The following is a 23,436-nucleotide window of genomic DNA, read 5'->3' as shown; positions in this document are numbered from 1 at the left end:
GATGACGCTGGAGATCCACGGCACCGTCGCGGACGGATTCGAGGCGGTGCGCGAGGAGTTCGCCGCGTTCGTGGCGGAGGAACGGCCCGACTACGAGGGGCAGTTGTGCGCGTACGTGCACGGCCGCAGGGTCGTCGACCTGTGGGCGGGGGACGGCGCGGACGCGGAGTCGCTGTACGGCGTCTTCTCGTCGACCAAGGGCGCCGCCCATCTCGTGGTCGCCCTGCTGGTGCAGGACGGCACCCTGGAGCTGGACCGCAGGGTGACGTACTACTGGCCGGAGTTCGGGGCCGAGGGCAAGGGCGCGCTGACCCTGCGCGACCTGCTCGCGCACCGGGCCGGGGTGGTGGGCCTGGACGCCGGGTTCTCCGCGGAGGAGCTGGCCGACGACCGGGTGATCGCCGAACGGCTCGCGGACCAGCGCCCGTTCTGGCGTCCCGGCACGGCCTTCGGCTACCACGCCTACGTCATCGGGGCGCTGACGGGCGAGGTGGTGCGCCGGGCCACCGGCCGCACCCTCCAGGAGGTGTACGAGGAGCGGATCCGCGCGCCGTACGGCCTCGACTTCCACCTGGGTCTGCCCGAGGCGCTGGAGCCGCGCTTCCGCCCGGTGCAGCCGATGGCGCCGACGCCGGAGCAGCAGGCGGTCATCGACGCCGAGCGGACCGGCCCGCACACGCTCGGCTCGATCGCGTTCAACCTGCACGTGCCGGGCGCGGGCGACCTGGTGGCCCACGCCAACTCCCGTCCGGTGCGGGCCAAGGGGCCGGCGTCGGCGGGCGGTGTGGCCGCTGCGCGCGGGCTCGCCGGGATGTACGCGGCGGCGATCAGCGAGGTGGACGGCCGGCCGCCGCTGCTGAAGCCGGACACCGTCGCCGAGTTCGGCCAGGTCCACTCCGTCGGGTACGACCTGGTGTCGCGGACGCACAAGGCGTTCGGGCTCGGCTTCCAGATGACGGCGGACCTCGCGTACCCGTTCTTGGGCGCCGGGACGTTCGGACACAGCGGGGCGAGCGGTTCGCAGGCCTTCGCGGATCCGCGCAGCGGGCTGGCGTACGGCTACGCGCGGCGGCGGTACGCCTTCCCCGGCGGGGCGGCGCCGGAGAACGAGCGGCTGGTGCGGGCGGTGCACACGGCGGCGCTGGCGAGCTGACGGGAACGCGCGCGCCTCAGGCCGCACCCCACGTCCGGGGGTGCGGCCTGCGGCGTGTGCGGCGAGCGCCGCCGGACGCACGTCACGGCGATGCTCGCGCGGGCGGCGCCCCCTCCGACGCCGGCGGGGGATGCGGGCCGGGGCCCGCTCCGGGTGCCGCCGGGGAGCCGTCAGGCCCTCACAGCTTGACGATCATCTTGCCGGTGTTGTCGCCGCGCAGGACCCCGAGGAACGCCTCCAGGTTGTTCTCGATGCCCTCGACGACCGTCTCGCGGTACTTCAGCTCGCCGGAGCGGACCCAGGGGCCGACCTCCTGGACGAACTGCGGCTGGAGGTCGTAGTGGTCGCCGACCAGGAAGCCCTCGATGCGGCCGCGGGTCTGGATGAGGCGGGCGAGGTTCTTCGGGCCGGGGGCGGGCTCGGTGTTGTTGTACACGGAGATCATCCCGCAGACCGCGATGCGGCCGCCCTGGTTGAGGGAGCCGATGGCGGCCTCGAGGTGGTCGCCGCCGACGTTGTCGAAGTAGACGTCGACGCCGTCCGGCGCGGCCTCGCGCAACTGCTCGGCCACCGGGCCGTTCTTGTAGTTGAAGGCGGCGTCGAAGCCGTACTCCTCGACGAGCAGCTTGACCTTCTCGTCGGAGCCGGCCGAGCCGACGACGCGTGACGCGCCCTTCAGCCTGGCGATCTGGCCGACCTGGCTGCCGACGGCGCCCGCCGCGCCCGACACGAACACCGAGTCGCCCTCCTTGAAAGAGGCGGTGCGCAGCAGTCCGGCGTAGGCGGTGAGGCCCGTCATGCCGAGGACGCCGAGGTAGGCGGAGAGCGGCGCGGCCTCCGGGTCGACCTTGACGGCCTGCTGGGCGTCGACCGTGGCGTACTCGCGCCAGCCGCCGAAGTGCAGCACGTGGTCGCCGGGGGCGATGCCCTCGGCCTCGGAGGCGACCACCTCGCCGACCGCCCCGCCCTGCATGGCCTTGCCCAGTTCGAAGGGGGCGACGTAGGACTTCGCGCTGCTCATGCGGCCGCGCATGTACGGGTCGACCGAGAGGTACTCGTTGCGCACGAGCACCTGACCGGGGCGCGGCTGCCGGATCTCCGCCTCGGCCAGCTCGAAGTCCTCGGGCTTCGGCCAGCCGACGGGGCGGCTGAGCAGGCGCCATTCGCGACTGGTGGCGGGGAGGGCCGGGTGGGTCATGGGGGCCGCCTTTCAAATGTTTCACTACCTGAAACAACCATGCGCCTGAATATTTCAGGATGTCAAGTAAGCCGGGTACCCTCACCCCATGGCCACCTCATCCCGGTCCCCCCTCCCGGACGCCCTGACCCTGGAAGTCGTCGAGCTGATCGGCGAGGTCGTGGCCCGCTACCACGCCGACTACGAGGAGGCCGCGGCCGGGCACGCCCTCACCGGCGCGCAGGCGAAGCTGCTGGGACTGCTCTCCCTGGAACCGCTGCCCATGCGGAAGCTGGCGAACAGGCTGAAGTGCGAGCCGTCCAACGTGACCGGCATCGTCGACCGCCTGGAGGCCCGCGGCCTGGTCGAGCGCCGCCCCGACCCGTCCGACCGCCGCGTGAAGCTGGCGGCGGCCACCGAGGAGGGGCGACGGGTGGCCAAGGGACTGCGCGAGTCCCTGCGCTTCGCCCGCGAGCCGCTGGCGGGGCTCACGAAGGAGGAGCGGGTGGCGCTGCGGGGATTGCTGCAGCGCATGCTCGGAACGACCGACTGAACGGCCCTGCCGCACGGGCGCGCGGCGCCGAGCCGACCGGTCCCGCCCGGCGGGCCCGCGCGACGCCTCACGCGTGCTCCCGCAGGCCCCGGCGGCCGGGCGCCGCGACGAGGGCGAGCAGCAGCGATGCGGGCGGCTCGGGCGGACCCGTCCTGCGGAGCACGCGGCGCCGAGCCGACCGGTCCCGCCCGGCGGGCCCGCGCGACGCCTCACGCGTGCCGCCGCGGAGCCTGGCGGGCGGGCGCCGCGATGGGGGCGAGCAGCAGCGATGCGGGCGGCTCGGGCGGACCCGTCCTGCGGAGCACGCGACGCCTCACGCGCACCGCCGCAGGCCCCGGCGGGCGCTGTGACGAGGGCAGGCAGCGGTGACGCCGGCGGCTCCGGCCGTGAGGAGGCGGCGGAGCACGCGGCGCCGAGCCGATCGGGCCCGCCCGGCGGGCCCGCGTGGTGCCTACGCGTGCCGCCGCGGAGTCCGGCGGGCGGGCGCCGTGACGGGGTCAGGTGACGGACGGGGGACGCCGGGGCGGCCTCAGGTGCACCACCACAGGAAACGGTCGCACGTCTTCGAGGGCGACGGTTCCGGATCCGGTTCCGGCGTCGTCGGGTCGGACGTCGGGGTGGGGGCCGGGTCCGAGCTGGTGTTCTCCTCGTCGGGGGCCGGAGGTTCGCCGGGCGCCGTGGCCGACCGGGGAGCCCCGGACGGGCCGGGGGTCGCCGAGGCCGACGCGCTCTCGGAGGGGGACGCCGAGGCCGAGGCGGACGCGCTCTCGGAGGCGGAGGCGGACGCCGGGGCGGAGGCGGAGGCGGGGCCCTCGCCGGCGCCGGAGTCGTCCCCCAGTGCCTCGGCGGTGGTGCCCGGCGCCGGGTCGTCCGCCTCGATCTCCGAGGACTCCCCGCCGGCCGCCGCCGGGTTCGAACCGGGGAAGCCGGGGGCGTCGATGCCGAGTTCGGCCAGGCTCAGTCCGCCGGCCGCCAGGACGAAGCCCGCGGCGATCAGCACGGTGCGGCGGCGGCGCCGGCGGTGAACGGCGGCCTTGCGATCGCGACGACTCGTGGCGCCGGTGGCGAAGCCGTCGTCGTCGGGGCCGTCGTCGCCGGGGCCGTCGTCGGCCGGGCCGTCGTCGGCCGGCTCCCGGCCGCGGCCCCGGCCGCGCCCCTGCTCGCGGCGGCGGGCGGCACGGCCACCGCCCTCCGGCGCCCGCGCACCGGACCCGGCCCCCGCGGCAGCCTCCGCGACCTCGGCGCCCTCCGCCTCGCCGCCGGCCTCCGTGGTCCTCGCGGTGTCGCCGACGTCCGCGGCACCCGCGGTGTCCGCGGCCGCGCCGCCCCACTCGTACCGGCCGTCCCGCTCGCCCCCGCCGCCGTCGTGGCCGTGCTCCCGAGGGGCGTACGACCCCCCCGCGTACGACTGCCGATCGGAGGGCACCGACGCGTACGCGTCCGGCGGGTACGCGCGCAGCGCGTCGGCGGGGGTGCCGCACCCCGGGCAGGCGAGGGCGCCGTTGAGGTGCCGTCGGCACGGGTGGCAGAAGTCCATGACGCGGGAAGATTAGATTCCCGGAGCGCCGCGTTCCTAGGCCCGCCTGTGAAAGTTGTGTGGGAAACCACCCGCCCCGCACGCCCGTGGGGCGCGCCGCGCCCGGGATCGTCCGCGGATCGCGCCCGAGTCGTGACTCGTTCCCGAAAGCGGCTTTCGAAACTGTCGAAACCGTTATGCGTTCGACCCATTGACACCCCCCTCGCCGCGTCCTTACTGTCACGCCAGCATTTCGAACGTGTGACGAAATCTCGAACAGCTGAGGGGCAACTTCCGTGCGCATCACCGGAATCAGCACACACGTGGTCGGGACGCCTTGGCGCAACCTGACCTACGTCCAGGTGCACACCGACGAAGGCATCACGGGTGTCGGCGAGACCCGCATGCTCGGTCACACCGACGCGCTGATCGGCTATCTGAGGGAGGCCGAGGCCAACCACATTCTCGGCTCCGACCCGTTCGCTGTCGAGGACCTCGTGCGCCGGATGAAGTACGGCGACTACGGGCGCGCCGGCGAGATCGTGATGTCCGGCATCGCGGTGATCGAGATGGCCTGCTGGGACATCAAGGGCAAGGCCCTCGGGGTCCCGGTGTGGCAGCTGCTCGGCGGGAAGGTGACCGACAAGGTCAAGGCCTACGCCAACGGGTGGTACACCACCGAGCGGACGCCCGAGGCCTACCACAAGGCCGCCCAGGGGGTCATGGAGCGCGGTTACCGGGCGCTCAAGATCGACCCCTTCGGCACCGGCCACTTCGAGCTGGACCACGAGCAGACGCTGTACGCCGTCTCCCTCATCGAGGCCGTGCGCGACGCCATCGGGCCGGACGCCGAGCTGATGCTGGAGATGCACGGCCGGTTCTCCCCCGCCACCGCCGTACGGCTCGCCAAGGAGCTCGCCCCCTTCAAGCCGGCCTGGCTGGAGGAGCCCTGCCCGCCGGAGAACCTGAAGGCGCTGGAGAAGGTCGCCGCCAAGGTCGACGTCCCCGTCGCCACCGGCGAGCGCATCCACGACCGCATCGAGTTCCGCGAGCTCTTCGAGAACCAGGCCGTCGACATCATCCAGCCGGACGTCGGCCACATCGGTGGCATCTGGGAGACCCGCAAGCTCGCCGCGACCGCCGAGACCCACTACATGCTCGTCGCCCCGCACAACGTGGGCGGCTCGGTGCTCACCGCCGCCTCGCTCCAGGTCGGCTTCACCTCCCCCAACTTCAAGATCCTCGAGCACTTCAACGACTTCGCCGACGCGGAGATCAAGAAGGTGGTCAAGGGCGCGCCGCAGGTGGACCCGGAGGACGGCTGCTTCCACCTCTCCGACGCGCCCGGTCTCGGCGTCGAGCTGGACGTCGACGCGGCGGCCGAGTTCCCGCAGCAGCAGGCCCGCTTCGACCTGTGGGCCGAGGGCTGGGAGCAGCGCAAGCCGAAGGGCACGCAGCAGTGAGCACCGCCGTCGTCGTCGAGGCGCCCGGCGAGCACCGGCTCGTCGCGCACACGCCTCGCGAGCCCGGCCCCGGCGAGGCGCTCGTCCGGGTGCACGCGGTCGGCATCTGCGGCAGCGACCGCGAGGTGTACCAGGGCAACCGGCCTTCAGGGTACGTCCGCTACCCGCTCACCCCCGGCCACGAGTGGTCGGGGACGGTCGGCGCCGTGGGCGCCGGGGTGCCGCAGGGCCTCGTGGGCCGCAAGGTCGTCGGCGAGGGCTTCCGCAACTGCCAGGTCTGCGACCGCTGCCACGCGGGCGAGACCACGCTGTGCGGGGCCGGGTACGAGGAGACCGGGTTCACCCAGCCGGGTGCGATGGCCGCCACGCTCACCCTGCCGGCCCGGCTGCTGCACGTCCTGCCCGAGGACGCCGACCTGACGGCGGCGGCCCTGCTGGAGCCCGCCGCCTGCATCGCGGCCGCCGCGATCAAGGCCCACGCCCTGCCGGGCGAACGGGTCGCGGTCGTCGGCACCGGGACGCTGGGCATGTTCGCCGTGCAGTTCCTGAGGGCGGGCTCGCCGAGCGAGCTGCTGGTCGTGGGCACGCGGCGGGACCGGGAGGCCCTCTCCCGGCAGTTCGGGGCCACCGACTTCCGGGTCCGGGACGAGGAGCTGCCCGGCGACTTCGACGTCGTGATCGAGACGGCCGGGTCCGCGTCCGCCGCGCACGTCTCCGCCTCGCTGCTCAGGCGCGGCGGCCGGCTGGTGCTGACGGGCATCCCGGCGCCGGGCGCCGCCGGTCTCGACCCCACCGACCTGGTCGTACGGCAGCTGGAGGTGCACACCGTCTTCGGCGCGCCGCCGGACGCCTGGTCGCACACCGTACGGGTGTTCGCGTCCGGTCTGCTCGATCCGCTGCCGCTCGTCACGCACGAGCTGCCGCTCGCCGAGTTCTCCGAGGCGATCGAGCTGGTCGGGTCCGGCGACCCGAAGGTGGGCAAGGTGCTCCTGCGCCCCTAGTCGTACACCGGCACGGGGACGCCTGACGGTCCCCGTGCCGGCGCACACCCGAGCCCCCCACGCCTTGAGCCGCGAACCTCGTCCGACATATCGAACACGAAGGACAGCTTGTGACCGACGCTTCCGCCACGGCAGCCCGTCGACCCGGCGAGCAGGCGCTCGCCTCGCTCGGCCTGGGCGCGCCCGCCCTCGACCCCGCCGACACCTCCACCCACACCTTCCCGGGCGGCGGCCGCTGGCGCACCGAGATCCCCTCGTGCGAGGGTCCCGAAGCGCTGGCCGTCGTCCTGAAGGAAGCCTCGCGGCTCGACGTGCCGGTCCACCGGATCAGCCAGGGCAGCGGCGTGTGGATGCTGACCGACGCCGAGATCACCGAGATGGTCGAGGCCACCCAGGAACGCGACATCGAGCTGTGCCTGTTCACCGGGCCGCGCGGCACGTGGGACATCGGCGGCTCGACCCGCACCGACTCCCGCGGCGCGGGGCTCAGGGCCCGCGGCCACGACGCCGTCGCCGGATGCGTCGAGGACGCCGTCCGGGCCACGGAACTGGGCGTCAAGTGCCTGCTCGTGGCCGACGAGGGCGTGCTGTGGACGCTGCACCGGGCCCGGGTGGCCGGCATCGTCCCGGCCGACACCACGCTGAAGGTCTCGGCGCTGATCGGCCCCGTCAACCCGGCCGCCTACGCGGTGTACGAGCGGCTCGGCGCCGACTCGGTCAACGTGCCCAGCGACCTGACGCTGGATCACCTCACCGAGATCCGCCGGGTGTCCGGCGCTCCCATGGACATGTACATCGAGGCCCCCGACGACCTCGGCGGGTACGTCCGGATGTACGAGGTCGCCGAGCTGATCCGGCGCGGCGCACCGCTCTACCTGAAGTTCGGCCTGTCCAAGGCTCCCGGCATCTACCCCTACGGCCACCACATGAGGGAGCTGACGCTGTCCACCGCCAAGGAACGGGTGCGGCGCGGCCGGCTGGCACTGGACCTTCTGGCACGTCACGGGGCCGACGGCGACATGGCCCCGCTGGGGTCCCGGCTGCCGGGCGAGCTGAAGCGGTTCGAAACGTCCGCATAACGTTCCGGACACGCAGGACAAGAAGTCTTCACACAAGACGACGCAGCCGAACAGAATCCCACACGCGCGTTGTCTCGGTCCCTCCCGCACCGCCCCCGGCGGCTTGGTCCACCGGACCGAGGCCTTCCCTCACCACATCAAGGATGATGACCATGCGTACTCGCAGAGCCGCCCTCGCCGCCATAGCCGGAGCCGCCTCCCTCGCCCTGACCCTGACCGCCTGCGGCCAGAACAGCGAGGGCGGCAGCGAGGAGAGCGCGGGGAGCGCCAAGGGCGGCACCATCGGCATCGCGATGCCGACCAAGTCCTCCGAGCGCTGGATCGCCGACGGCAAGAACGTCGTCACGAACCTCGAGTCCAAGGGCTACAAGACCAAGCTGGTCTACGGCGAGGACGACCCCGACCAGCAGGTCTCGCAGATCGAGAACCTGATCACCCAGGGCGTCAAGGCGCTGATCATCGCGGCGATCGACAACAAGTCCCTGAACAACGTGCTCCAGCAGGCCGCCGACGCCAAGATCCCGGTCATCGCCTACGACCGGCTGATCCTCGGCACGAAGGACGTCGACTACTACGCGTCCTTCGACAACGAGAAGGTCGGCCAGCTCCAGGCGAACTACATCGTCGACAAGCTCGGCCTGAAGAGCGGCAAGGGCCCCTTCAACATCGAGCTGTTCGCCGGCTCCAACGACGACAACAACACCAAGTACTTCTTCAACGGCGCGATGAGCGTCCTGAAGCCGTACATCGACAGCAAGAAGCTCGTCGTCCAGTCCGGCCAGACCGGCCTCACCCAGGTGACGACCCTGCGCTGGGACGGCGCCACCGCCCAGAAGCGCATGGACGACATCCTCACCAAGTCGTACCAGAGCAAGAAGGTCGACGCCGTCCTGTCGCCGTACGACGGCATCTCCATCGGCATCCTGTCGGCGCTGAAGTCGGACGGCTACGGCTCCGCCGGCAAGCCGCTGCCGGTGATCACCGGTCAGGACGCCGAGCTGGCCTCGGTGAAGTCGATCATCGCGGGCGGGCAGACCCAGACCGTCTACAAGGACACCCGTGAGCTGGCCAAGGTCGCCTCGAACATGGTCGACGCGGCCCTGAACGGCAAGACGCCCGAGACCAACGACACCAAGACCTACGACAACGGCGCGAAGGTCGTCCCGGCCTACCTGCTGGAGCCGGTCAGCGTCGACAAGACCAACTACACCCAGGTCCTCGTCGACGGCGGCTACTACACCGCCGACCAGCTCAAGTAGTCCCGCCCCCTCACGGATTGGAAGGCACGACCATGGCGGGACCCGTCCTGGAAATGCGCTCGATCGTCAAGACCTTTCCCGGTGTGAAGGCGCTGTCGGACGTCACACTGACCGTCCGGCAGGGCGAGGTCCACGCCATCTGCGGCGAGAACGGCGCCGGGAAGTCGACCTTGATGAAGGTGCTCTCCGGCGTCCATCCGCACGGCAGCTACGAGGGCGAGATCCTCTTCGAGTCAGAGGTCTGCCGCTTCAAGGACATCCGGGCGAGCGAGCAGCACGGCATCGTGATCATCCACCAGGAGCTGGCGCTGGTGCCGTACCTCTCCCTCGCGGAGAACATCTTCCTCGGCAACGAGCAGAGCACGCGCGGCGTCATCAACTGGAACGAGACGCTGCGCAAGGCCAGCGAGCTGCTGCGGCGGGTCGGCCTCACCGACCACCCGCAGACCCGCGTCGCCGACATCGGCGTGGGCAAGCAGCAGCTCGTGGAGATCGCCAAGGCGCTGTCGAAGGAGGTGAAGCTGCTCATCCTGGACGAGCCGACCGCGGCTCTGAACGACGAGGACAGCGACAAGCTCCTCGACCTGATCCTGGAGCTGAAGAAGCAGGGCATCACCTCGATCATCATCTCCCACAAGCTCAACGAGATCCGCAAGGTCGCCGACTCGGTGACGATCCTGCGCGACGGCCGGACGATCGAGACGCTGGACGTGAGGGCGCCGGAGACCACCGAGGACCGGATCATCAGCGGCATGGTCGGCCGCGACCTCGACCACCGCTTCCCCGAGCGCACCCCGCACGAGGCGGAGGAAGGGGCGGCGCCCGCCCTGGAGATCCGCAACTGGACCGTGCACCACCCGATCGACCAGCACCGCAAGGTCGTCGACGACGTCTCGATCCACGTGCGGCGCGGCGAGATCGTCGGCATCGCGGGCCTGATGGGCGCCGGCCGCACCGAGCTCGCGATGAGCGTCTTCGGACGCGCCTACGGCCGCCACGCCGCCGGCACGGTCCTCAAGGACGGCCGGGAGATCCGCACCAGGACCGTGTCGGAGGCGGTCGACCACGGGATCGCCTACGTCACCGAGGACCGCAAGCACTACGGCCTCAACCTCATCGACACCATCAACCGCAACATCTCCCTGACCGCCCTGAACAAGGTGGCCAAGCGCGGGATCGTCGACGAGCACGAGGAACGGCAGGTCGCCGAGGGCTACCGCAGGACCATGAACATCAAGGCGCCGACCGTCTTCGAGCCGGTGGGCAAGCTCTCCGGCGGCAACCAGCAGAAGGTCGTCCTCAGCAAGTGGATCTTCGCGGGTCCGGACGTGCTGATCCTGGACGAGCCCACGCGCGGCATCGACGTGGGCGCCAAGTACGAGATCTACACGGTCATCGACCAGTTGGCGGCCCAGGGCAAGGCGGTCGTCTTCATCTCCTCCGAGCTGCCCGAGCTGCTCGGCATGTGCGACCGCATCTACACCATGGCCGCCGGGCGCCTGACGGGCGAGGTCCCGCGGGCCGAGGCCACGCAGGAAGTGCTGATGCGTCAGATGACGAAGGACAAAGAGGTAACGCGATGAGCACCGAAGTGACCGACAAGAGCCCGGCCGCCGCGCCGCCGGGCAAGGGCGGCGGCACGGGCGGCGGGAACCTGCTCCAGCTGATGCTCGACGGCCTGCGCCGCAACATGCGTCAGTACGGCATGCTGATCGCCCTCGGCCTGATCGTCGTCCTCTTCGCGGTGTGGACCGACGGCGACCTGCTGCTGCCGCGCAACGTCTCCAACCTGGTGCTGCAGAACAGCTACATCCTGATCCTCGCGATCGGCATGATGCTGGTGATCATCGCGGGCCACATCGACCTGTCGGTCGGATCGCTGACCGCGTTCGTGGGCGCCTTCGCGGCCGTCCTGACCGTCGAACACGACGTGTCGTGGCCCGTCGCGGTCGTGCTCTCCCTGGTGGTGGGCGGCGTCGCGGGCTCGGTGCAGGGCTATCTGATCGCCTACCTCGGCATACCGTCGTTCATCGTGACCCTCGCCGGCATGCTGGTCTTCCGCGGCATGACGGAGATCTTCCTGGAGGGCCAGACCCTCGGCCCGTTCCCGGACGGGCTGCAGAAGCTCGGCAACGGCTTCCTGCCCGAGGTCGGCCCGGAGACCAACTACCACAACATCACCCTGCTGCTGGGCCTGGTCCTGATCGTCTCCGTGGTCCTGCAGGAGTTCCGCGACCGCAAGCGCCAGCAGGAGTTCTCGCTGGACGTCGTGCCGCGCAACATCTTCCTGCTCAAGATCGTCTCCATCGCCGCCGCGATCCTCGTGCTCACGCTGCTGCTCGCCAGCTACAAGGGCGCCCCGGTCATCCTGCTGGTCCTGGGCGCGCTGGTGGTCGGCTACGGCTACGTCATGCGCAACGCGGTGTTCGGCCGGCACATCTACGCGATCGGCGGCAACCTGCCGGCGGCGAAGCTGTCCGGCGTGAAGGACAAGAAGGTCACCTTCTACGTCTTCCTCAACATGGGCGTGCTCGCGGCCCTGGCGGGTCTGGTGGTCGCCGCCCGTCTGAACGCGGCCGGTCCGAAGGCGGGACTGAACTTCGAACTCGAGGCGATCGCCTCGGCGTTCATCGGTGGCGCGTCGATGAGCGGCGGTGTGGGCACCGTCCTCGGCGCGATCATCGGCGGTCTCGTCCTCGGCGTGCTGAACAACGGCATGAACCTCCTCGGCGTCGGAAGCGACTGGCAGCAGGTCATCAAGGGCCTGGCCCTGCTGGCCGCCGTCGGGTTCGACGTCTGGAACAAGCGCAAGTCCGGTTCTTATGACAGCTGGGACGCTCCGGTGGTAAAGCCGTACCCGTGGTGGGGGCCGGTCGTGGCGTATCGCGCTGTCCCCCGCGCCCCTTGGGGGCGCGGGCCCGGCGGGGCTCCCACCGACCCACTCACGGGAGCCGCCAGATGGAACTGAACAGACGCACGGTCATCGCAGGAGCCGCCGCCGCGGGCATCGCCGCGACCACGCTCGGCGGCACGGCACAGGCCTCGGGAGGCAGGGCGCCGGTGAAGAAGCCCTTCGGCACCCTCGCCGACGGCACGAAGATCTCCAGCTGGTCCCTGGCCAACGGCGGCACCCGGCTGAAGGTCCTCGACTACGGCGGCATCGTCCAGTCCCTGGAGATCCCCGACCGTCACGGCCGTTACCGGAACGTCTCCCTCGGCTTCGACACCATCGAGGACTACGTCGCCGGGTCGCCGTACTTCGGCGCGCTGATCGGCCGCTACGGCAACCGCATCGGCAAGGGCCGCTTCACCCTCGACGGCAAGGCCTACCAGGTCAGCGTCAACGACGGCGAGAACACCCTGCACGGCGGCGCCCAGGGCTTCGACAAGCGGGTGTGGGACGTCGAACCGTTCGCCGAGGGCTCCGACGTCGGCCTGTACCTGTACTACACGAGCGTCGACGGCGAGATGGGCTACCCGGGCACCCTCCGGGTGAAGGTCACCTACACCCTCACCCGGCAGGGCGACTGGCGCATCGACTACGAGGCCACCACCGACAAGGCGACGGTCGTCAACCTGACCAGCCACGTCTACTGGAACCTCGCGGGCGAGGACAGCGGCTCGATCCACGACCACGAGCTGAGGATCGCCGCCTCCCGCTACACGCCCGTCGACTCGGGGCTCATCCCCACCGGCGAACTGGCGAAGGCGGCCGGCACCCCGTTCGACTTCCGCCGCGCCAAGGCCGTCGGCGAGGACATCCGCGTCGCCCACCAGCAGCTGCTGTACGGCCAGGGCTTCGACCACAACTGGGTGCTCGACAAGGGCGTCACGGCGAAGCCGGTGGCCGTCGCGACCCTGCGCGACCCGTCCTCGGGCCGCTCCCTGACGATCTCCACCACCGAGCCCGGTCTGCAGTTCTACTCCGGCAACTTCCTCGACGGCACGCTCGTCGGCTCGGGCGGGACCGTCTACCGCCAGGGCGACGGACTCTGCCTGGAGACGCAGCACTTCCCGGACTCGCCGAACAAGCCGTCGTTCCCGTCGACCGTGCTGCGGCCGGGGCAGACGTACCGCACGACGACGATCCACTCGTTCGGCCGCTGACACACCGTCACCAGGGGGGCGCGGGAGTCCACACCGTTTCCCCGGTGGTTGAACAGCGCCGCCCCGGCCTCCGTAAGTAAGGGTGGCCCGCGCTCCCCCGCGCGGGCCACCCACATGACGACGGGCCCGGTCGTCCCCACCGGACCCGCCCCATACGGAGGTTCCATGGCCGACAACGTCACCTCGTTGTTCCGCAGCACCGCGGCGCACAGCCCGTCGATGGCCGCGCTGACGCGTGAGGGCGGCGAGGGGGCCGGCCCCGTCGACTTCTGCATCCCGTGCAACCCGTACTTCCCCACCCCGCAGATGTTCGACGAGATGTCCGCGCGGCTGCGCGACATCATCACGTACTACCCGAGCAGCGCGGACACCATCACCGCCGAGCTGTGCAACCTCCTCCAGCTGCCGCCGCAGGCCGTGGCCATGGGCAACGGCTCCACCGAGCTGATCACCTGGATCGACCACCTGCTGGTCCGCGAGTCCCTCGCCGTCCCCGTCCCCACCTTCGGCCGCTGGACCGACCAGCCGATGGAGACCGGCAAGCGGGTCGACATGTTCCCGCTCCAGGAGTCCAGCGGCTTCGCCCTGGACCTGGCCCAGTACGCCGAGTTCATCCGGGCGCGCGGGACCCGGGTCGCCGTCATCTGCAACCCGAACAACCCCGACGGCGGTTTCCTGCACAAGCACGCGATCACGCAGTTCATGGACGCGATGGCCGACCTGGACCTGGTGGTCGTCGACGAGTCGTTCCTGGAGTTCGCGGACGCCGAGCAGGAGCCGAGCGTGGTCCAGGAGGCCATGCTCCGTCCGAACGTGATCGTCCTGCGCAGCCTCGGCAAGAACTTCGGCCTGCACGGCATCCGCTTCGGCTACCTGGTGGCGAACCCGGCGCTGGCCGGCCGCGTCCGTTCCATGCTGCCCAAGTGGAACCTCAACTCCTTCGCCGAGCACGTGGTGTTCATGCTGAAGGAGCACGGCCCCGAGTACGCGCAGAGCCTGATGCAGGTGCGCCGGGACCGTCTGGAGATGGCGAGCCAGCTCAGCGCGCTGCCGGGCCTGACCGTCTACCCCTCCCAGGGCAACTTCCTCTTCGTGCGCCTGCCCGTGGGCGCCGAGGGCACCGTGGTCCGGGACCGGCTGCTCACCGAGCACCGCATCCTGGTCCGCGAGTGCGGCAACAAGATCGGCTCCTCCAGCCGCTTCCTGCGTCTCGTGGTGCGCCCCCAGGTGGACGTGCGTCGCCTGGTGTCCGGCCTGGAACAGGTGCTCTACGGGACCAGGAGGGGAGCCGCCGTGCCCGAGCTGGGCGCCGGCGCCGGCTACAGCTCGGGCACGGCGGCGGTGGACCGGCTGGTGGGCGCCACCAACGGCGCCGGCCTGCCGGGCCTCGCCGCTCAGGCCGTCGGCGCCGGGGCGCCGGGGCTCACCTCGGCCCCGGCCGCCGCCGTCGGCGCGCCGGTCCCGGCGGCGGCACAGCCCGCTCCCTCCCACGGCGCCGGGGTGCCGCTGCCGGCGGCGGCCCAGGTCTTCCCCCCGTCGGTGCCGGCGCCCGCGCCCGCCCCGGCTCCGGTCCCCGCGGCGGCGGCCGCGATGGCGCCCGTGCCCGCGCCGCAGATGACTCCCGTACCCGCGCCCGCTCCGCAGACGACCCCCGCGCCCGCGCCCTCCCCGGCGATGGCGCCCGCCGCCATGGCCCCGGCCGCCGCGCCGATGGCCCCGGCGGCGGGCCCGACCCCGCCCGGCGTCCCCGCCAGGGGCGGCCTCACCGCCGCCCAGGTCCGCGGCACCAACGGCCTCTCCCCCGCCGCGGCGACCGGCTGGCCCAACGCCCAGAGCTGGCCGAACGCGGCGGGGATGGGGCAGGTCGGGTAGCGCCCCCCGAAGGCCGCGCTACACCGGGTTCAGCCGCCACTGCTGGCAGGCGTTGTTCAGCCAGGTCCACTGCCGTACGTCCGCGGCGTCCGCCGTGGAGCAGTCGGCGACGTCGGCGACCTTGCCGGTGGCCTGGTTGACGACGCGGACGTAGCCGCTGTCGGTGGCGACGAAGCGGAACCGCTGGCAGGTGTTGTCCAGCCAGCTCCACTGGCGCAGGTCGGCCCCGTCGGCGGTGGAGCAGTTCGCGGTGTCGAGGACCTTGCCGGTGGCCACGTTCACCAGACGGCTGGTGTCGTCGCCCTGGTCCTCGACGCGCCAGCGCTGGTTGGCGCCGCCGTTGCAGGCGTACTGCTGGACGTCGGCGCCGTCGGCCGACGAACTCCCCGCGACGTCCAGGCACTTGCCGCTGTTGCGGTTGGTGAGGGTGTACGTCGTCGAGACGGCGGACGGTTCGCCGGACGGGCCGGCCTGGCTCGCCCCGAGACGCACCGGCGTGCCGAGGTTCGGGGTGCCGTCGGAGTTCCAGGTGAACCTCTGGGCCCGGGTGGTGCGCCCGTTGTCGCAGCCGTCGGACGCGGAGTCGTTGGCGTGGTAGACGATCCAGCTCTCGGTGCCGTCGGGTGAGGTGAAGAAGCCGTTGTGGCCGGGCCCGTAGACGCCGTTGGCGTCGCTGCGCTGGAAGACCGGAGTGGACTTCTTCGTCCAGGAGGAGGCCGAGAGCGGGTCGCTGCCGGTGAGCGTGAGCTGGCCGAGCTTGTAGTCGGGGGTCCAGCAGCCGCTGGCCGAGTAGATCAGGAAGGTCCGCCCGCCCCGCTGGAGGATCTCCGGGCCCTCGTTGACCGTGCCGTTGCGCTCCCAGTCGTAGGTGGGCGTGGAGACGGTGGAGAAGCCGGTGGCCAGGGTGTACGGGTTCGACATGCGGGCGGCGACCAGGTTCTGGGTGCCGTTGCTCGCGCTGCCGAAGAGGTAGAGCTGCCCGTTGATCGTGGCGACCGTCGGGTCGAGCATCCAGGCGGAGTTGAGCTGGTTCTTGTAGGTGTACGGGCCGAGCGGGTCGGAGCCCGCGCTCTCCAGCACGTGCGTGCGCTGGGTCGGGTTGTAGTCGGAGACGTTCTGTCCGGCGACGTAGTACAGGTACCAGCGGCCGTTGAGGTGGTGCAGCTCGGGCGCCCAGATGTTGCAGCAGCGGTTCGCCGCGTCGCCCTGCCACACCTGCACGTTCGGCGCGGTGGCGAGCCCCGCCAGGGTGGCCGACCTGCGGATGGTGATGACGTTCGTCCAGCTCGTCGTCACCAGGTAGTAGTTGCCGTCGTGGTACGAGATCCAGGGGTCGGCGCCCTTCTGCGCCTTGACCGGGTTGGCGAAGGAGGCCGCGCTCGCCGAGGGCTGCCCCAGGGACAGGGCGAGCAGCAGCGCGGCCAGCAGGGTCAGTAGGCGACGGGCCATCCGCTGCTCCAGTTCAGGAGGTTGATGCCGAGTTTGGGGGTGCCGTTGTCGTTGCCGTCGTAGTAGTGGTAGACGATCAGGTCGCCGTCGACGTCCTTCATGATCGACTGTCCGCCGGGGCCGATGTACCGCCCGTGCGACTCCAGCACCGGTGTCCCGCCGTTGTTCATGAGCGAGACGCCGTTCTTGTCGTAGTACGGCCCGGTGACGCTGGTCGCGCGGCCGACCTTGACCTTGTAGGTGGAGCCGGTGCCGGCGCAGCAGGTGTCGTAGGAGGCGAAGAGGTAGTAGTAGCCGCCCCGCTTGACGACGAACGGCGCCTCGACGGCCTTGGTCCCGGTGGGGCGGGAGGCGAGGGAGTAGCGGGTGGTCTGGGAGGACAGCTGCTTCCCGGTGGACGGATCGATCTGGATCATCTTCAGTCCGGTCCACCAACTGCCGAACGACAGCCACCACTTGCCGTTGTCGTCGACGAACAGGTTGGGGTCGATGGCGTTGTAGTCGCTGGAGGCGGTGGAGGTGTAGACGGTGCCGTAGTCGGTCCAGGAGCCCGGCAGTCCGGTCGTCGAACCGGCCAGTCCGATGGCCGACTTGTTCGAGCCGAAGGTCGAGACGGCGTAGTACATCAGGTACTTGCCGCCCTGGTACGAGATGTCCGGCGCCCACGCCTCGGTGGTGCCGTACGACGACCACCAGCCCGGCCGGGTGGAGAAGGCGTCGCCGCCCGCGCTGAACGCGATCCGGTCGGTGGAGGTGCGGTAGGACAGTCCGCCACCGGTGGCGTACAGCAGGTAGCGCCCGGCGGAGGTGCGGATCATCGTCGGGTCGTGGACGACGGTCGATCCGGTGACCGTGCCGGGGTTGGGGTAGGCGGAGGCGGTGGTGGGGGTCAGGGCGAGCAGCACGGCGGCCGGGAGGGCCAGGAGGGTGGCCCTGCGGGAGATGCGGGGCGGGCGCGGCGTGCGGGGGATGCGGCTCATGCGGACGCTCCTTCAGTGGGGGTTCGTCGTTCGTGATACCGAACGACAGTCGCGTCGTCGGACGGGAACGTAGAGTCGAACCCCTCGCGCGTCAATGGTCCGCGCGGCCACTCGAAACTCTTCGAGAGGCGGGGGCGGCGACCCGGGCCGGGCTTCGTCCGGGGCCCCGGGCGTCCTCCCGTCGTCCGACATCCCACTTGACGGACCGTCACTTTGCCGAACTGACAGCTCTCCGACAGGAACCGTTCCTACGGTGCCGTGTTCATGACAGACACCTCAGACGCGTCCGTCGGACGCCGCACCGTTCTGGTCGCCACGGGCGCCACCGCCGCCACCCTGGCCGTGGGCGCCGCCGTGGCGACCGACGCCCCCGCCCCCGCCGCTCCGGCCACCGCCCCCGTGGCCGCCGCGGCCGTCTGCACGCTCACGAAGGAGATGACCGAAGGCCCCTACTACCTCGACGGACAGTACGTCCGCTCCGACATCAGCGAGGGGAAGGCCGGCATCCCGCTGAAGCTGACCCTCACCGTCGTCGACGACGACACCTGCGCCCCGCTGAGCAACGCGCTCGTCGAGCTCTGGCACGCCGACGCCCTCGGCGAGTACTCCGGCTTCGTCGGGAACAACGGCCACAGCGAACCCGACAACGGCACCTTCCTGCGCGGCGGGGTCCTGACGAACTCCAGCGGAGTCGCGGCGATCACGACGATCTACCCCGGCTGGTACCGGGGCCGCTGCGTCCACATCCACGTCAAGGTCCACACGAACGTCACCGTGACCTCGGACGGCCACTTCACCGGCGGCCAGGAGCTCCACACCGGCCAGCTCTTCTTCAACGAGACGATCACGACCGCGGTCGCGCGCGTCTCCCCGTACTCGACGAACACGGTCACCCGCACCACCCTCGCCCGGGACTCCATCTACGACGGGGGAGGCGCCGCCTCGGGCCTGCTCACCCTCACCGCCCTGGGCAGCACCCCCGCCGCGGGCTACACCGGGACGCTCACCCTGGGCGTCGAACGCTGACCCGCGCGCCGGGCGTCACCGCGGGTGCGGTGACGCCCGGCCCGGGGCCGGGCGGGCGCCCTCCCGGGTGGTCCGCGCGGAGCCGGCCGGTGGGGGCCGGGGCTCGACCCGATCACGCCGGTGGGGCGGAATACCGGCGGCAGGCTCCTTGTTGCCCGCCACTGTCGATCAACAAGGAGGAAGCCCCCGTGCCTGCGATCCTTCGGCCCCGCGCGTTGCGCCCCGGTGACCTCGTGGTCGTCACCGCGCCCTCGGGCCAGCTCGAGCCGGGCGAGGAGCCACTGCTCGCCCGCGGTGTGGCGATCCTCGAGCGGATGGGCTTCCGTGTGCGGGTCAGCCCGATGGTCGACCCGGCGCGGAGTCGCTGGTGGGCGTCGGGCACTCCGGCGGAGCAGGCCGACGAGCTCAACGCCCTGCTCCGGGACCCGGAGGTGCGGGCCGTCGTCGCGCACACCGGTGGCCGGGCGACCATCGGCTACCTCGATCTGATCGATCTGGACGCGATCCGGACCGACCCGAAACCGATCATCGGCTACAGCGACATCTCGCTGCTGCACATGGCGTTGCACACCAGGACCGGCCTCGTCGGCTTCCACGCCGACATCGCCACCCACGGTTTCGGCAGCGACTGGTACACCCTGGGCGACGAGGCCCGCCGCTTTGAGCTCGTCGACCTCTACACCCGGGTGCTCACCAAGGCCGAGGCGCCGGGCCCGCTGCCGGCGAGGGGGGCCTGGGAGACCTGGCGGCCGGGCCGCGCGCAGGGACCGCTGTTCGGCGGTCTGCTGAACCGCCTGGTCCTGCTGCAGGCGACACCGTTCGCGCCGGCCCCCGAACGGTTCGAGGGCACCGTGCTGTTCTGGGAGGAGCTGCAGCGGCCGGTCTCGCGGATCTGGAACGACCTGCACACCCTGCGGCTGTCCGGTGTGCTGGACCGGATCGCGGCCATGGTGGTCGGCATCCCGACCGAGGTCACGCCCCACGAGGGCGGCGGAGGGCGCGCGGACCTGCGCGACGTGGTGCTCGACGTCCTGGGCCGGCGGGACATCCCGGTCCTCGCCCAGGTCGACTTCGGCCACACCTCACCGAACCTGCCGCTGCCCCTCGGCGTCCGCGCGGACGTGGACGCGGACGCCCGGACGCTGTCCCTGCTCGAACCGGCGGTCACGGAAGGCTGAGTCCTGCCGGACACCGGCGCGGGGGATTCCGCCGACGGTTCGGTGCGTGCCGAACCGTCCGGGCCGTAGCGTCCGGAGTGCCGCGCGGGAGAGGCCCGCGCCGATGACGCCGGAGGCCCCCGTGCCGGAGACGGACCTGAAGCAGCAGCTCGCCGAGCGGTTCCGGGAGGTCAACGGTGACCATCCGATGACCGGTGCGGACGACGTGTACGTCAGCGCGCAGTTCGTCGCCCTGGAGGAGTTGTGCGCGGTCCACGGCCGTGACGCCGACGCGGTCCGCCGACTGATGCTGGGGAGGCGTCTGCCGCTTCCGGGGTACCTGCGGTCCGACGGTGCCGAGATGGTGCCGGCCGACCTGTTCGCCCTCGCCGACGAGGCCGGCGGCGTGGACCTGCTCGAAGCGTGGTTCACCGCTCACTGGGCCGACCCGGTCGCCGGAAAGGCGGAGTGGGACGCGTACCTCAGCGGACAGTACGTCTGTCTGCACTCGGTGACCCCGGCCACCATCCGGCGCAAGGACCACCTGACGGCCGCGATCGAAGCCGCCGTGGAAGAGGCGGACGCCGGCTCGGCGCGGTGGTCCGGGCGGTTGCACGCCCTGGTCGACGAACTCGACGCCCTGGAAGCGGCGTTCACGGCCTACGACCGTCTCCGGTTCGGCGGGCCCACGTCCCGGGACACCTGCGTCGACGCCGTGCGCGCCCGCTTCCCGCGCCCGTGACCCCGGGGCCGTGGGCGGTGTTCCGCCGAAGCCCACGGAGTCCCTCCGGCCGGCGGTCAGGCGCCGGCCCTCCGCGCGATGCCGAGCCAGTCCGGTACGTCCACCTCCGCGCGGACCGTCTTGCCCGGCGCGGGCGTGCGGTCCAGGACCTCCCAGCGGGCGGCGACCGCGTCCACGAGCAGCAGCCCGCGCCCCGCCTCGCCGAGCGGGCACGGCGGGCGTACGACGCCGGGGCCCGGCGGGCGCGGACCCGTGCGGGTGTCGGTGACCTCGATCCGTACGCTTCCCGGGATCAGGAGGAGCCGCAGCTCGAAGTCCCTTCCCGGCACGCGGCCGTGCGTCACCGCGTTCGCCGCCAGCTCCGCCACGATCACCGCGACCGCGTCGGAGACGTCCGTGCCGTGCGGGATGCCCCAGCGGTCCAGCTGGTGCAGCGCGAGGTGCCTGGCCAGGCGGGCGCCCCTCGGGGTCGCGCTGAGCCGCTGTGTGAACACACGTACGGTGACCGGGGGTCGGGGGGTGGGACGTACTGTCATGCCGCCAATGTGACGGGCCCCGACGGGCGTTCACCAGGTCAGAGCCGCGTACGCTGCGCGAGCGTACGCGGTCACCGGCTGGACAGTACCGGTCACGGGGCGTGACCATGGGCGCGGGAGGTGACCATGGCGGTCGACGGGCAGGCGGGTACGGGCAGCGGCGAGCCGGAGTCGTCGGACAGTCTGCGGACGTTCGGCGCGGTGGTCCAGGCCCTGCGCGAGTTCAACGGGCTGAGCCGGGAGGAATTCGGGGGGCTGGTGGGCTTCTCCAAGCACACGGTGGCCTCGGTGGAGCTGGGCAGGCGCATGCCGGACGTCGACTTCGTCGAGGCGGCGGAGAGGGCCTTGGGGAACACGGGGGCGTTACGGCGCGCCGTGGAACACCTCGTGCGACAGCCCGGGCTGGCGGCCTGGTTCCGGCGGTGGGCTTCGATGGAGAAGCTGGCCATCACCCTGTACACCTACGAGTGCAGGATGATCCCAGGGCTGTTGCAGACGGAGGCGTACGCACGGCAGTTGTTCGTCGATGAGCTTCCACCGCTGAACGACGAGCAGATCGAGTCCAATTGGGCGGCGCGGGTGGAACGACAGAAGCTGCTGCGCGACCGGCCGAACACCGCCTTCGGCTTCATCATCGAGGAGCACGTGCTGCTGCGTCAGACCGGCGGCAAGCAGGTCAGTCTGGGGACCATCGCACACCTGCTGAACTTGAGCGAGCTGCGGAACATCGAGATCCAGATCATGCCACTGGTGAGGAAAGCTCACGCCGGATTGCACGGGTCGATGCAGCTGCTGGAGACACCGAAGCACAAGTGGTCCGCCTACATGGAGGCCCCCGAGACCGGGCACCTCGTCTCCGATCCGAAAGCGATCAGCGTGCTGCAGCAGCGGTATGCCAGGATGCGTTCACAGGCTTTGAGCATCGAGGACTCCGTGGGCCTGTTGCATCGGATGCGAGGGAACCTATGAGCACGTCCGAACTGGCTTGGTTCAAGAGCAGTTACAGCAGCAGCGGTTCAGGCGACTGCGTCGAAGTCGCCACCCTCCCCCACCACGTCCACGTCCGTGACTCCAAGGACGAGGACGGGCCCCGGCTCACCCTCTCCCCCGCCGCCTGGGCGGAGTTCGTCGCCCACGCGGGCAGGTGATCACGGGGCCGCCCGCACCCGCACGGGCGGCCCCCTCGCCTCACTTGCGGGGACACTCCTTCCAGGCCATGTGGTACACCGTGCTGATGTCGCCGTCGGTCGAGTCCATCGTCATGAAGCTGACCTTGCCCGGCGACGAGGTGCCGGCGTTCACCCGCAGCTCCGTGTTGATGTTGAAGTTGCGCTGGACACCACAGGGCGCGTAGACGAGCTGGGCCCAGTCGGTGACGTCGGTGGCCTGCCAGTTGTCGTTGTAGGCGCCGGTGAAGGTGTGGTTCTTGAACACCGTGCTGGACGAGCCCTGGAAGTAGTACGAGGCCCGCTGGACGGCGCTCGCGCCGGGCTGGAGCGAGGCGAAGCCCCGGTAGTCCGCGCTGGCGATGGCGTACGTGAAGCCCTGCGGGACGTGGACGACCAGGCTGAGCTGGCAGTTCTTGCGGAACGCCGTGGGGTCGGAGTTGCCGCCGGCCTGGGCGAGGTAGTCGCTGTAGGTCACCGTGAAGGCGGTGTTGTCCTCCGAGACGGCGACGGCGGCGGTGCCCGCGGGGCAGCCGGAGCCGTTGACCGTGGCGACATCGATGACGATCTTGTCCGGGGGCGGGTTGTCGAACACGGAGGACGGGGTGTGCGCGGGCAGTGCGGCCGTGACGAGAGCGGCGGCGGCGCTGCCCAGGAGCAGCCCAGCTGGCATGGTCTCTCCCCTTCGGTCGGATCGGTGGGGGGTGGATGCGCCCCGGCCGCGCACACCAACCCTGTGAAGGACCAATGAAGTTGATGTGAAGAACCGGGGCGTTCGCATCGTAGGGAGCCGCGTGGGGCGCGCCCAGGTGGAACTCCGGCCATTCACCCCGAACCGTTCACACCGGCCCCTCGGTGCCCTGCCGCCCCTTCTTCTCTGTGACCGTTCCTGTTCGAACCGTTGACACTCCGCACACTCCCTCCTAAGGTCACGCAAACATTTCCGATCATGTGTCGAGATTTCGAACGGCGGAAGGCGAGCGTCCTGAGCACCACCGGAATCAGCACCCATGTGACCTGAGTGCCGTGGCGCGGCGGCCCCACGTACCCACAGGTGCACCCCGGCAGGGGCATCACGAGCGTCGACACGACCCGGATGCCGGCCGTACCGCCGCACGCCTCCCGATCCCACGCCGCGCGCTCTCCCCGCGGTCCGGCCAGCGTGCCCGGACCCCGCAGGACGTCGGCGTACCTGCTCCC

General features: G+C 71.3%; 20 protein-coding genes and 1 pseudogene. 15 read left to right on the top strand and 6 right to left on the bottom strand.

Annotated elements, in window-relative coordinates; all coding sequences use genetic code 11:
- Window position 1: 1 nt before the first annotated feature.
- Window positions 2-1,153 (top strand): serine hydrolase domain-containing protein, encoded by a 1,152-nt coding sequence (locus tag ACH4F6_RS09320; protein ID WP_397959289.1) that lies wholly within the window; start codon window positions 2-4, stop codon window positions 1,151-1,153.
- 178 nt (window positions 1,154-1,331) lie between these two features.
- On the opposite strand, the gene ACH4F6_RS09315 is transcribed toward ACH4F6_RS09320, so the two are convergent.
- On the bottom strand, window positions 1,332-2,351 hold the full coding sequence (locus tag ACH4F6_RS09315) for an NADP-dependent oxidoreductase (protein ID WP_397959288.1): 1,020 nt from the start codon (window positions 2,349-2,351) through the stop codon (window positions 1,332-1,334).
- An 88-nt stretch (window positions 2,352-2,439) separates the two neighbouring features.
- On the opposite strand from ACH4F6_RS09315, the gene ACH4F6_RS09310 reads away from it, so the two are divergent.
- On the top strand, window positions 2,440-2,883 hold the full coding sequence (locus tag ACH4F6_RS09310; protein ID WP_397959287.1) for a MarR family winged helix-turn-helix transcriptional regulator: 444 nt from the start codon (window positions 2,440-2,442) through the stop codon (window positions 2,881-2,883).
- 529 nt (window positions 2,884-3,412) lie between these two features.
- On the opposite strand, the gene ACH4F6_RS09305 is transcribed toward ACH4F6_RS09310, so the two are convergent.
- The gene (locus ACH4F6_RS09305) at window positions 3,413-4,420 is read right to left on the bottom strand and encodes a hypothetical protein (RefSeq protein WP_397959286.1); all 1,008 of its coding nucleotides are present in this window, start codon (window positions 4,418-4,420) and stop codon (window positions 3,413-3,415) included.
- A gap of 275 nt (window positions 4,421-4,695) precedes the next feature.
- Between ACH4F6_RS09305 and ACH4F6_RS09300 the strand changes: the two genes are divergently transcribed.
- The 8 genes and pseudogenes from ACH4F6_RS09300 (at window position 4,696) to ACH4F6_RS09265 (ending at window position 15,180) form a co-directional block, all read left to right on the top strand.
- Window positions 4,696-5,862, top strand: coding sequence for a mandelate racemase/muconate lactonizing enzyme family protein (locus ACH4F6_RS09300; protein ID WP_397959285.1), 1,167 nt, complete (start codon window positions 4,696-4,698; stop codon window positions 5,860-5,862).
- Complete coding sequence (locus ACH4F6_RS09295) at window positions 5,859-6,863, top strand: zinc-binding dehydrogenase (RefSeq protein ID WP_397959284.1); 1,005 nt, start codon at window positions 5,859-5,861, stop codon at window positions 6,861-6,863. The genes ACH4F6_RS09300 and ACH4F6_RS09295 overlap by 4 nt, the downstream gene beginning before the upstream one ends.
- A gap of 110 nt (window positions 6,864-6,973) precedes the next feature.
- A complete protein-coding gene (locus ACH4F6_RS09290) occupies window positions 6,974-7,942 on the top strand; it encodes a hypothetical protein (protein WP_397959283.1) in 969 nt (322 codons plus the stop codon).
- Window positions 7,943-8,094: 152 nt separating this feature from the next.
- Window positions 8,095-9,201 carry a multiple monosaccharide ABC transporter substrate-binding protein gene (gene chvE / locus ACH4F6_RS09285; protein ID WP_397959282.1) on the top strand — a complete coding sequence of 369 codons (1,107 nt, stop codon included), beginning with the start codon at window positions 8,095-8,097 and terminating at the stop codon, window positions 9,199-9,201.
- A 32-nt stretch (window positions 9,202-9,233) separates the two neighbouring features.
- Window positions 9,234-10,784, top strand: coding sequence for a multiple monosaccharide ABC transporter ATP-binding protein (gene mmsA / locus ACH4F6_RS09280; RefSeq protein WP_397959281.1), 1,551 nt, complete (start codon window positions 9,234-9,236; stop codon window positions 10,782-10,784).
- A pseudogene (gene mmsB / locus ACH4F6_RS09275) lies at window positions 10,781-12,022 on the top strand (multiple monosaccharide ABC transporter permease); the annotation flags it as partial. The gene mmsA and the pseudogene mmsB, both read left to right, overlap by 4 nt.
- Window positions 12,023-12,159: 137 nt before the next feature.
- Window positions 12,160-13,308 (top strand): aldose epimerase family protein, encoded by a 1,149-nt coding sequence (locus ACH4F6_RS09270; RefSeq protein ID WP_397959280.1) that lies wholly within the window; start codon window positions 12,160-12,162, stop codon window positions 13,306-13,308.
- Window positions 13,309-13,473: 165 nt separating this feature from the next.
- A complete protein-coding gene (locus ACH4F6_RS09265) occupies window positions 13,474-15,180 on the top strand; it encodes a pyridoxal phosphate-dependent aminotransferase (protein WP_397959279.1) in 1,707 nt (568 codons plus the stop codon).
- Window positions 15,181-15,198: 18 nt separating this feature from the next.
- Here the strand turns inward: ACH4F6_RS09265 and ACH4F6_RS09260 are convergent, their stop codons facing one another.
- Window positions 15,199-16,629, bottom strand: coding sequence for a family 43 glycosylhydrolase (locus ACH4F6_RS09260; protein ID WP_397959278.1), 1,431 nt, complete (start codon window positions 16,627-16,629; stop codon window positions 15,199-15,201).
- Window positions 16,611-17,609: an arabinan endo-1,5-alpha-L-arabinosidase gene (locus tag ACH4F6_RS09255; protein WP_397959277.1), complete on the bottom strand. Its 999-nt coding sequence runs from the start codon at window positions 17,607-17,609 to the stop codon at window positions 16,611-16,613. Before ACH4F6_RS09255 ends, ACH4F6_RS09260 begins: the two co-directional genes overlap by 19 nt.
- 264 nt (window positions 17,610-17,873) lie before the next feature.
- On the opposite strand from ACH4F6_RS09255, the gene ACH4F6_RS09250 reads away from it, so the two are divergent.
- The 3 genes from ACH4F6_RS09250 to ACH4F6_RS09240 all read left to right on the top strand — a co-directional run bounded on the left by ACH4F6_RS09250 (window position 17,874) and on the right by ACH4F6_RS09240 (window position 20,534).
- Window positions 17,874-18,635 carry an intradiol ring-cleavage dioxygenase gene (locus tag ACH4F6_RS09250; RefSeq protein ID WP_397959276.1) on the top strand — a complete coding sequence of 254 codons (762 nt, stop codon included), beginning with the start codon at window positions 17,874-17,876 and terminating at the stop codon, window positions 18,633-18,635.
- A 188-nt stretch (window positions 18,636-18,823) separates the two neighbouring features.
- Window positions 18,824-19,813 (top strand): LD-carboxypeptidase, encoded by a 990-nt coding sequence (locus ACH4F6_RS09245; protein WP_397959275.1) that lies wholly within the window; start codon window positions 18,824-18,826, stop codon window positions 19,811-19,813.
- A 103-nt stretch (window positions 19,814-19,916) separates the two neighbouring features.
- Window positions 19,917-20,534, top strand: coding sequence for a DUF6058 family natural product biosynthesis protein (locus ACH4F6_RS09240; protein ID WP_397959274.1), 618 nt, complete (start codon window positions 19,917-19,919; stop codon window positions 20,532-20,534).
- A 56-nt stretch (window positions 20,535-20,590) separates the two neighbouring features.
- On the opposite strand, the gene ACH4F6_RS09235 is transcribed toward ACH4F6_RS09240, so the two are convergent.
- Entirely contained in the window at window positions 20,591-21,070 is a 480-nt protein-coding gene (locus tag ACH4F6_RS09235) for an ATP-binding protein (RefSeq protein WP_397959273.1), read from the bottom strand.
- 126 nt (window positions 21,071-21,196) lie between these two features.
- On the opposite strand from ACH4F6_RS09235, the gene ACH4F6_RS09230 reads away from it, so the two are divergent.
- On the top strand, window positions 21,197-22,039 hold the full coding sequence (locus ACH4F6_RS09230; protein WP_397959272.1) for a Scr1 family TA system antitoxin-like transcriptional regulator: 843 nt from the start codon (window positions 21,197-21,199) through the stop codon (window positions 22,037-22,039).
- Window positions 22,036-22,218, top strand: coding sequence for a DUF397 domain-containing protein (locus tag ACH4F6_RS09225; RefSeq protein ID WP_397959271.1), 183 nt, complete (start codon window positions 22,036-22,038; stop codon window positions 22,216-22,218). Before ACH4F6_RS09230 ends, ACH4F6_RS09225 begins: the two co-directional genes overlap by 4 nt.
- 40 nt (window positions 22,219-22,258) lie before the next feature.
- On the opposite strand, the gene ACH4F6_RS09220 is transcribed toward ACH4F6_RS09225, so the two are convergent.
- Window positions 22,259-22,909 (bottom strand): DUF4360 domain-containing protein, encoded by a 651-nt coding sequence (locus ACH4F6_RS09220; protein WP_397959270.1) that lies wholly within the window; start codon window positions 22,907-22,909, stop codon window positions 22,259-22,261.
- Window positions 22,910-23,436 lie beyond the last annotated feature (527 nt).

It is taken from the genome of Streptomyces sp. NPDC017936 (genome assembly GCF_044328485.1).
GTDB lineage: Bacteria > Actinomycetota > Actinomycetes > Streptomycetales > Streptomycetaceae > Streptomyces.
The sequence above is the reverse complement of the archived record's forward strand: the minus strand, read 5'-3'. Positions and strand labels throughout refer to the sequence as shown.

What these genes read in the sequence shown, in the direction of transcription:
- ACH4F6_RS09320 (WP_397959289.1), top strand. Translation starts at nt 2, where the DNA reads ATGACGCTGGAGATCCACGGCACCGTCGCGGACGGATTCGAGGCGGTG.
- ACH4F6_RS09315 (WP_397959288.1), bottom strand. Translation starts at nt 2,351, where the DNA reads ATGACCCACCCGGCCCTCCCCGCCACCAGTCGCGAATGGCGCCTGCTC.
- ACH4F6_RS09310 (WP_397959287.1), top strand. Translation starts at nt 2,440, where the DNA reads ATGGCCACCTCATCCCGGTCCCCCCTCCCGGACGCCCTGACCCTGGAA.
- ACH4F6_RS09305 (WP_397959286.1), bottom strand. Translation starts at nt 4,420, where the DNA reads ATGGACTTCTGCCACCCGTGCCGACGGCACCTCAACGGCGCCCTCGCC.
- chvE (WP_397959282.1), top strand. Translation starts at nt 8,095, where the DNA reads ATGCGTACTCGCAGAGCCGCCCTCGCCGCCATAGCCGGAGCCGCCTCC.
- mmsA (WP_397959281.1), top strand. Translation starts at nt 9,234, where the DNA reads ATGGCGGGACCCGTCCTGGAAATGCGCTCGATCGTCAAGACCTTTCCC.
- ACH4F6_RS09270 (WP_397959280.1), top strand. Translation starts at nt 12,160, where the DNA reads ATGGAACTGAACAGACGCACGGTCATCGCAGGAGCCGCCGCCGCGGGC.
- ACH4F6_RS09265 (WP_397959279.1), top strand. Translation starts at nt 13,474, where the DNA reads ATGGCCGACAACGTCACCTCGTTGTTCCGCAGCACCGCGGCGCACAGC.
- ACH4F6_RS09260 (WP_397959278.1), bottom strand. Translation starts at nt 16,629, where the DNA reads ATGGCCCGTCGCCTACTGACCCTGCTGGCCGCGCTGCTGCTCGCCCTG.
- ACH4F6_RS09255 (WP_397959277.1), bottom strand. Translation starts at nt 17,609, where the DNA reads ATGAGCCGCATCCCCCGCACGCCGCGCCCGCCCCGCATCTCCCGCAGG.
- ACH4F6_RS09250 (WP_397959276.1), top strand. Translation starts at nt 17,874, where the DNA reads ATGACAGACACCTCAGACGCGTCCGTCGGACGCCGCACCGTTCTGGTC.
- ACH4F6_RS09240 (WP_397959274.1), top strand. Translation starts at nt 19,917, where the DNA reads ATGACGCCGGAGGCCCCCGTGCCGGAGACGGACCTGAAGCAGCAGCTC.
- ACH4F6_RS09235 (WP_397959273.1), bottom strand. Translation starts at nt 21,070, where the DNA reads ATGACAGTACGTCCCACCCCCCGACCCCCGGTCACCGTACGTGTGTTC.
- ACH4F6_RS09230 (WP_397959272.1), top strand. Translation starts at nt 21,197, where the DNA reads ATGGCGGTCGACGGGCAGGCGGGTACGGGCAGCGGCGAGCCGGAGTCG.
- ACH4F6_RS09225 (WP_397959271.1), top strand. Translation starts at nt 22,036, where the DNA reads ATGAGCACGTCCGAACTGGCTTGGTTCAAGAGCAGTTACAGCAGCAGC.
- ACH4F6_RS09220 (WP_397959270.1), bottom strand. Translation starts at nt 22,909, where the DNA reads ATGCCAGCTGGGCTGCTCCTGGGCAGCGCCGCCGCCGCTCTCGTCACG.